General features: G+C 51.0%; 9 protein-coding genes. 4 read left to right on the plus strand and 5 right to left on the minus strand.

Going from position 1 to position 7,851, the window contains the following annotated elements; genetic code table 11:
- The 4 genes from BLV85_RS14985 to BLV85_RS13675 form a co-directional block, all read left to right on the plus strand.
- Positions 1 to 299: CobW C-terminal domain-containing protein (locus BLV85_RS14985; protein WP_143032354.1), on the plus strand; the 299-nt coding region annotated here is incomplete at its 5' end.
- A 136-nt stretch (positions 300 to 435) separates the two neighbouring features.
- On the plus strand, positions 436 to 1,158 hold the full coding sequence (gene nthB, locus BLV85_RS13665; RefSeq protein ID WP_090415789.1) for a nitrile hydratase subunit beta: 723 nt from the start codon (positions 436 to 438) through the stop codon (positions 1,156 to 1,158).
- Between the two features lie 53 nt (positions 1,159 to 1,211).
- Complete coding sequence (gene nthA, locus BLV85_RS13670) at positions 1,212 to 1,847, plus strand: nitrile hydratase subunit alpha (RefSeq protein ID WP_090415790.1); 636 nt, start codon at positions 1,212 to 1,214, stop codon at positions 1,845 to 1,847.
- Between the two features lie 2 nt (positions 1,848 to 1,849).
- On the plus strand, positions 1,850 to 2,209 hold the full coding sequence (locus BLV85_RS13675; RefSeq protein ID WP_090415791.1) for a nitrile hydratase accessory protein: 360 nt from the start codon (positions 1,850 to 1,852) through the stop codon (positions 2,207 to 2,209).
- A 96-nt stretch (positions 2,210 to 2,305) separates the two neighbouring features.
- Here BLV85_RS13675 and BLV85_RS13680 read toward each other — a convergent pair whose 3' ends face one another.
- The 5 genes from BLV85_RS13680 to BLV85_RS13700 form a co-directional block, all read right to left on the minus strand.
- Positions 2,306 to 3,427 carry a hypothetical protein gene (locus BLV85_RS13680; protein ID WP_090415792.1) on the minus strand — a complete coding sequence of 374 codons (1,122 nt, stop codon included), beginning with the start codon at positions 3,425 to 3,427 and terminating at the stop codon, positions 2,306 to 2,308.
- A 448-nt stretch (positions 3,428 to 3,875) separates the two neighbouring features.
- Positions 3,876 to 4,226, minus strand: a complete 351-nt coding sequence (smbP, locus tag BLV85_RS13685) for a small metal-binding protein SmbP (RefSeq protein WP_090415793.1) — start codon at positions 4,224 to 4,226, stop codon at positions 3,876 to 3,878.
- Positions 4,227 to 4,742: 516 nt separating this feature from the next.
- Positions 4,743 to 6,053, minus strand: a complete 1,311-nt coding sequence (locus BLV85_RS13690) for an eCIS core domain-containing protein (protein ID WP_090415794.1) — start codon at positions 6,051 to 6,053, stop codon at positions 4,743 to 4,745.
- Between the two features lie 439 nt (positions 6,054 to 6,492).
- Positions 6,493 to 6,954, minus strand: coding sequence for a ferritin-like domain-containing protein (locus tag BLV85_RS13695; protein ID WP_090415795.1), 462 nt, complete (start codon positions 6,952 to 6,954; stop codon positions 6,493 to 6,495).
- 3 nt (positions 6,955 to 6,957) lie between these two features.
- Positions 6,958 to 7,668, minus strand: a complete 711-nt coding sequence (locus BLV85_RS13700; RefSeq protein ID WP_342707113.1) for a ZIP family metal transporter — start codon at positions 7,666 to 7,668, stop codon at positions 6,958 to 6,960.
- Positions 7,669 to 7,851 lie beyond the last annotated feature (183 nt).

The raw sequence follows: 7,851 nt of genomic DNA on the forward strand, positions 1-7,851 counted from the left end.
ATCTTCTCAGAGATTGGGCGGGGTGCTCCACTATCACCGGCCATGGTCTTACAAAAGGCGCTTTCGGTTACCCACAAATTCTGCCGAGGAGCCAAGATATCTATCGCATGAAAGGTATCCTGGATATTGATTCGGAAAACCGGCGCTTTGTTTTCCAGGGTGTACATATGTTGTTGGACGGCAGGCCAGGACGTGTCTGGCAGAACGATGAGCCACGTCGAAACGAACTCGTCTTCATTGGCCGTCATTTATCTGAGAAGGCACTCAAGGAGGGGTTCCGATCCTGTCTTGCCAGCTAAGCCTGTTCAATTCTGACATTGATTTCATCGGGTTAAGGCCTTGTCAAATAACCTGCTGCTGTGATGAAGGGATTCAAGATTAAAAATTGAGTGGATAAATCAAAATCTTTTCCACAGTTTTCATGGGGATCACGCGATGAAGCTACAACATTACATTGGCGGACTTGAAAACCTTGAACCATCCAGTTTCGAAAAACGCGTATTTGTTCAACCCTGGGAAAAACGCATATTTGGCATCCACGTGGCCATGATGGCGCTGAGTAATCATTTGGATGCCGTGAAATCCGTTCCGACCCAATTCGACAGTTTCTGGACTTGGGGACATCTGCGCAAGGGAGCGGAGGGAATGAATCCTTTTGATTACTTTAAATATCGATACTACGAAAAATGGTTGGGCGGTATTTCAGGATTCTATCTGGAGTCAGGCTATATCTCTGCAGGAGAGCTGAATTCCAGGACCGGGTTGTACTTGAAAGATATCAATGCTTCCTTGCCAGAAGTGCAGAATTCAGCCATCGATGCGCAGGTCGTTGAGTACTTGCGGACGGGGGATTCACCCGCTTGTCACGCAGCTGTTCAGCCAAAATTCAAGGCAGGTGATGTGGTTACGGTTAGAAACCCTCCTCCTGTCGAGCACTGCAAGTTACCGGGATACTTGCGAACAAAAAAAGGGATCATCGATGAAGTCTATGAAGGTGCTTATAACTACTATTTTCCAACGGGCGATGGCATAGGTGATCCGATGCCTATTTATAATGTCGTGTTCAACTCACATGATATTTGGGGTAATCTGACAGAACCCAACACCAAGATATATGTTCAGGTTTTTGAGGCATATCTTGAGGATCGCGACCAGTAGTCTAAATTGAAGCGCGGTTTTGGCAATGCGGCAGTCTGAATGAGGTCTAAGAAATGGCTAACAGCTTCGATCGAGAGGAATACAGTGCGGCGCGTGTTAAAGCTTTAGAGTCCCTGCTGATTGAAAAGGGAATCATTACGGCTCAGACGGTTGATAAAGTCATTGAGTTTTTCGAAAAGGACATGGGTCCATTCAATGGCGCAAAAATTGTCGCGAGAGCATGGGTGGATCCACAGTTCAAAGCCCGCCTGCTCGCAGATACGCCTGCGGCAATCGCAGACATGCATTTTCCACGTGGCATGGCCGGCGCGGAAGGGGAGAATATGCGGGCCGTTGCCAATACGTCCCAAGTACATAACCTGATCGTTTGTACGATGTGCTCCTGCTATCCATGGCCTGTATTAGGCTTGCCACCCTACTGGTTTAAAGACCCGACTTTCCGGGCAAGAGCGATTAGGGAGCCCAGAAAAGTACTCAAAGAATTTGGCCTGGATATCCCTGAATCAGTTGAAGTTAAAGTCTGGGATACGAGTGCCCAGATTCGATGGTTTGTTCTGCCTGAACGCCCGGCAGGTACCGAGGGCTGGACGGAAACTCAGCTTGCCGCGATTGTTACGCCGGAATCCATGCAAGGCGCAGCAAAAGTAGTGGTGCCTGCTGAAACCAAAACACAGGGAGAATCTGAATAGCCATGCAAATCAAATTCGAGCAGTTTGCTGCAGCCAGCATGCTGGGGAGTGAAGACTCTCCACCTCGCGATAACGGGGAGATTCTATTTCAAAGACCCTGGGAAGGCCGTGCCTTTGGCATAGCGATTGCATTGTCCAAGCAGGGCTGCTACGAATGGGAAGATTTTCGGCGGGCATTAATCGCATCGATTGCCGAGTGGGAATCTGCTCACAGCAAGGATGATCCTGATTGGGATTATTATCTGCGCTGGCTTTCGTCTCTCGAAAAATTAGTGCTTGCTGCCAGCCTTGTCAGCGAGCAAGAACTGGAAGACAGAACCCGGCAGGTATTGGCAGATCGCAGTCCCTGCAAGCAGGATTAAACCCAGCACTCATGACCGGTATCCCTTGCTTCATGGGTGATAAGAAATGGTATTTATGTTGCTAGCCAGCAAATACAAGGCAAGTCTTGCTGATTGTCACGATGATTGTCGTTGCGGCGGCCCGCTTTGGAGAATGTCAATAAACCTGGGTTCTGCCGTGACCCAGCCGACATGCTGAAATTCACGATACAGGCTCAACAGGGGCTCAATCACCTCAAGGCGTGGCTCATTGCCTGAATAAGGACGATTGAGTACGATCGAAAAATAACCATCGGATCGATGGGGATTGCCACTGGTGTCCGCTGTTAAAAACCATATCGTGTAATTGATGCCATTGCCTTGACAAGGCACCCGCTCGGCAGAAAACAAGACTCGTTCGACCGCATCGAGCTTCAGATGGCAATGATGATCGTCGAAGGCGCCAATTTGCCAAGAATCATAATTGTCCTCGGCATAGTGATACAGCCCGCCAAGCTTGTCGGTCTTGAATTCAATCAGGGTGCGGTCGCGGTAAATGACGAGTGACGCGTCTCGAAGTAAAAGTGCTTGCTTCAAGAGGGGAACACAGAGAGGCTCGGTGATTGGATGCTGTCTACCGGTGGGGGAAGCAGAAGCAGGTAAGAGCGCCCGGATAATCGCCGGCCAGCCTCCTGCGGCAATTCCGGTATGTATGCGCAAAAGCTCGAGCAGTTCCAGGCCAAGGGCGGAGGTAAAAATCGATGAATCTATGTGGAATTTCACTAGATCGGGGCGTTGCATCGCTTGTTGACGAGCCAGTTCAAAATACTTGTGTACCTTGCCTGAGCTCAATTTTTCTTGTACGTAAGGCTTGTTAAGCATAAAGGATACTGTCCACTGGTTTGATTGCCTTCCCTGCGGATCTTTCATCATAAGGCGCGCTTCGAATGAGGGCTTGAAGCCGAGGCATATGCTGGGTGTTACCGTATAAAGGATATGGGAAACCCGTCCGAAATCGATATGTAGATGGTGCGGCGCATTATTCAGGCGTAATTCACGCACGCCCGCAAAGCGATCTTCGTAGCGGGCTGGCAGTAAATACCCCTGGCCTTGAGGCATCAGTTCGGCTATCGCACCGTCATTCCAACGGCCACAGGCGATAGTGGTATCGGTAGTCTGCAACCACGATAATGTAGCGTTATGAAAAAACTTTACACGCTTGACTAATTCATCGTCGACTTCACTCGTCCCGTTATTCATAAACGCCCTCTCGTGTCAGCTCAGGGGGGAATCTTTGACGTGAGCCTGATTTCCCTGGCGCCCGATAAATGATAGAGAACTGACAAGACTGGAGATTCTCACAGCAACGACAAAGCGAGTTTGCAAGGCGCCGATTGATACTCAGCGGCATACATCAGAATCGGGTCACGGCTAAAGGAATATATACATCCGTTGCGCTTCCTTATTCAAGGCCTGACTGCATGCTTATGTGGAAAATATTTTGAACAACCCCCAGAGAATACTGGAAGCTGTTGCTTTTAACATGATTAGGAGCCGTGAAGGAATAAGTGTGACAATTGGGCGCGTCTGGCGGGATGCAATGCAAGGCGAGAGGAGGAGTCATAGCAAGGCTATGGCGACGACGAGTCACGCCGCAGTGCGCCCGCCAGATGCGATCAAAGTGTTACAGTTATTTATGAGCGGCTCCTTAATGCATCTTTCTGACACCAGATTCGCGCAAGTGCTTCATTGCTTTTCTGGCATGTTGCGTTGCCACATCGGCATGATCCATTTTTGCGTGTTTGATAGCTTCTTCTAACTCTACAATAGCCTTTTTCATATGTGCATCACCATCCTCTTGCATTGCATCTCTGGCGTGTTTCAAGCTATCTTCCGCATGCATGAGCAATTCGTTGGCATGACCCATTTCTCCATGTTTCACAGCTTCTTCAGCATGCGCCAATGCCTCCAACCTATGTTCAGTATCCGCTGCAAAGCTATTCGCAGTAAAAATGAAAGCCAGCATTCCAATTGCGATAATAGACGATAAGGTTTTCATGAATCTACCTCCTTGTTTTGCTTAAGATTGGTAATGCCAAAAAATACTTGGCAGATATCGCGCTATCTACATCCACTAATTGCCAGGAACAGTGTTAGCTTGTCCGATTATGTCCAAGCGAAATAACGCGTATTCTTTTATAACATAAATTAGTGGTAACTACCTGCTCCTCCAAGAATAATTCAAAAAAAGTCTGGCAAATTTCTGGGCAAGAAAAATCAGACTTTGTTCTGCACCGCATAATCCCTGCCTGGTTTACCAGCAGGGCCACAATATCGCAGTCCTGCATCAGTTCATCCCTGGCTCCTCACAGAACCGGACTTGAAGTGTGCATGAAAGAAGTCCATGGACTCTCCTGCTCTTCCTTTAACCTACATTCCCCTTTTAGCAACCGAAATGCAAAATCATGGCCAGATCGAGAATCTGGCAAAACAGGAAAAGGAAAAAGACAAATTCAGTGCCCGGATTGACCCATGTGTTGCGGTGCAGGTGCCAGAATACAGGTACACCCCGCCATCACCGCAGCCTGTAAGGCTCCCATATAAAGTCGAAAGCACCGCCATGGATCAGGCCGCAGCGACCGATGCAGGATCCGCGATTCTCCGCCGCTGCCGGCACGCTCGGAAACGTCCCATCGTAGACGGTTGATGCGATCTCCTTGGGAGGCGTGGAATCATCCCAATCAATCGTCTTCCACCCATCGATGATGGCTCTCATATCCCAACGGTTCCATCGCCCGGTGTAGTCGTGACAAAGTCGGCACATCTTTCCGAACAGGGCATAATTGGCCGTACCCGCAAGTAGGCACTTGCCGTCGATGAGCACGGAGTTGCTGCAGCTGCCTGCCGTCTCGCACAGGTGTCGCGTGGGGTCCGTGGCACATCCCGCATCCCGCGGCGACCCGCACGATCGGCGATGAAAATAAGCATCCAGCCACCCGGTATTCGGCAGGAACAGCTCCCGGGTGTCCCAGGCCATGATCGGATTCACCCCAGCAAGAAATCCGAAGGGACCCAGCCCCATGCAGCTTCTTGACCGCTGGAAACCCGTCAGCCCCCTGAACCAGAGTTCAACCGTACCCAACATAGTGGTAAGCGAGGTGGTAATATCAGGGCCGCATATGCGATGATCTGCATCCTGATCCGTCTCCGACTGATCGGGTGTACGTTGGAGCAGATCATGATGCGGCTTGCCACCGGTCGCATGTATCCCGGGCAGGTCTGATTGTCTATCGCCATGTACTCGAGCGTGACTAAAGCCACCGCCAGATCGTGGTTCAAAATAGCTGCGCGCAGAAAGATCAAGTGGTCTTCCGGGCGAGCGCAGTACTTCATAAGTAATGGGCGACACACCCGACTGCTCCGCGTCACGCTGCCCGATGCGCATAATCTGCGGATACTCATGCTCCCGTCTCGCTTGCCCCGTCCGGTACTCGGAACACTCTCCACCGCATGAGCAAGCTTGCTGCATCTGCGGCTCGGCCATGCGCATCACCTGCTCAGCAATACGGTCAGCCTCCCGCTCATACATATCGTTCGGTGTGCTGACCGTCAGTTTTGGCTGAATCCTGGGCAACGAATCAGCAAAGACTGGCACTGGGCGAGAATTATGGGTGAGTGGATGCGTTATCCTGGTAAGCACATCTTCTTCGGGGTCTCTTGTTTTAGGCTGCAGCAATCGCTGTGCAGCCTGGCTTCCGATCATGCGCCGTAGGTGAAAGAATGCATTCGCCTCGTGGTTCTGGCTAAAAAACACTCGACTGGGCTTGATAGATTTTGTATGCGCGGCCAGAGGAGTAACCTTCGGTTTCGGTGTAAAAGTATGCATGATTGCTCTCCTTGCACTGATTCCAGGAGGCTGTCCGAGAATAGCGATCGTAGCGAAGGCGAAGCTGGCTGAGCGGGATTTTTAGATCATTTGAGGCGAATAGTGGTTCTATCCAACAAAAAGGATCGAAAAATCCAGCCTGGCAGGTTCATCCGCAGTAGATCAGCCTATACTTGGACAGCCTCCTAGCGCCCGCCCCCGTGATAAAGCAATATATATACTACGTCAAAAATGAAACCTATTACGGCAATGTTCATGCTCGACAGACTTGGAGCACAGCAGAAAAGCCGTCTGGTGACTACCCATAAATACCAGGAGCACCAATCAAGAAGAACAGGGAAATGGACAAAAGCATATCAATGCTTCATTTGGGACTTCAAGCCTGCTCAATCATCGCTTGATGCCTTGGACAATACCACCACCATGTTCCATGATACGCTCATGGTCGCCCCCTTCCGCCCCGATGTCGTCGCGCGCCATGCCCGCCGTTACTCGCAAAACTTTTCGCGCAGCGCTGAAATGCGGGCAAATGACGCTGCTGTGACGCCGCCTGAAGATTGCGCAGTACTGCAAGGATGTCGGGGCGCTGTGTCGCCCCGATCAGCCGGTCGTACATTTCGCTATTGACGATCTCGGCAGTTACACCCGCTTCGCAGGCGGCTTGCAGGCTGGCATATCGTGCAACTTTTCCCGGCCAGGGATTCTCGGGGATAGGCAACCCGTAATAAGCAAACAACGCGCAAAGCGCCTCGATGTGGCGTCCTTCGGCTTCGCGGATATTGCTGAATGGTGGCACCTCACCAAAGTCGGCAATCACCTGATTGTAAGTCGTCCAGGCGCGGTACTCGTCATCAAGCGCTTCATGCAGCACTTGAATCTCGGTCTCGGTTAACTCACTCATTATTCAGCCTCCGAAATGGAAAAATGCAATCGTGGCAATCCCGGCCAACAGCAGCACAAGCTGACGCAAAGAGGCAGCAAAGGTCACCTGCCTGTGCAGTGCCGGAATAAGGTCTGCCACGGCGATATAGATGAAACTGGCGGCAGAAAGCGCCAGGATATAGGGCACGGCCTCCTCCGTCTCGCCGAGCCAGTAGTAAGCCATTATGGCACCAGGCAGCGTAGCCGCGGCGGAAAGACCATTGAGAACCAAAGCCTTCACGCGCCCGTACCCATTATCAAGCAGGATAGCAAAATCGCCTATCTCTTGCGGCACTTCGTGCGCAATCACCGCGAGCGCAGCAGCAATCCCGAGCGGGATGGACGCCAGGAAGGCAGCCGCAATCACTATGCCATCAACAAAATTATGGAACGCATCACCAATCAGGATAAGAGGGCCAGCGTGGCCATGCACTTCGCACTCGCTATCGTGACAATGACGCCAGAGGACAAATTTTTCCAGCACAAAAAAGAGCACTATACCGGTCAGAACCGTTGCCATAATTGTGGTCGCCGGAGCCAGACCGAGGCTGGCAGGCATCATGCCGAGAAAAGCTGCGCCAAGCAGTGTACCAGCCGCATAACTGACGAGACAAGGAACAAGCTTCCTGCGAATCCCCTCGGGCAAAAGCAGCATCAAAGCAGCGCCCGCAACAGCGCCGATGCTGCCCAACACACTGAATCCGATTATCCATAGAAGCATTTTACGTACCTTGACCGTCGTGGTTCAGCCTCCTGTTCGGACGCGGGCCCCAACATACAGTTTAACCCAAGTTCGCAGCTTTTTCCCCCAAAACCACCCAAAACCCCCCATTTTTGCTCTAAATCAGAAAAAAATTCTTTTATAATCAATAGCGAT

It is taken from the genome of Nitrosomonas halophila (assembly GCF_900107165.1).
GTDB classification, from domain to species: domain Bacteria; phylum Pseudomonadota; class Gammaproteobacteria; order Burkholderiales; family Nitrosomonadaceae; genus Nitrosomonas; species Nitrosomonas halophila.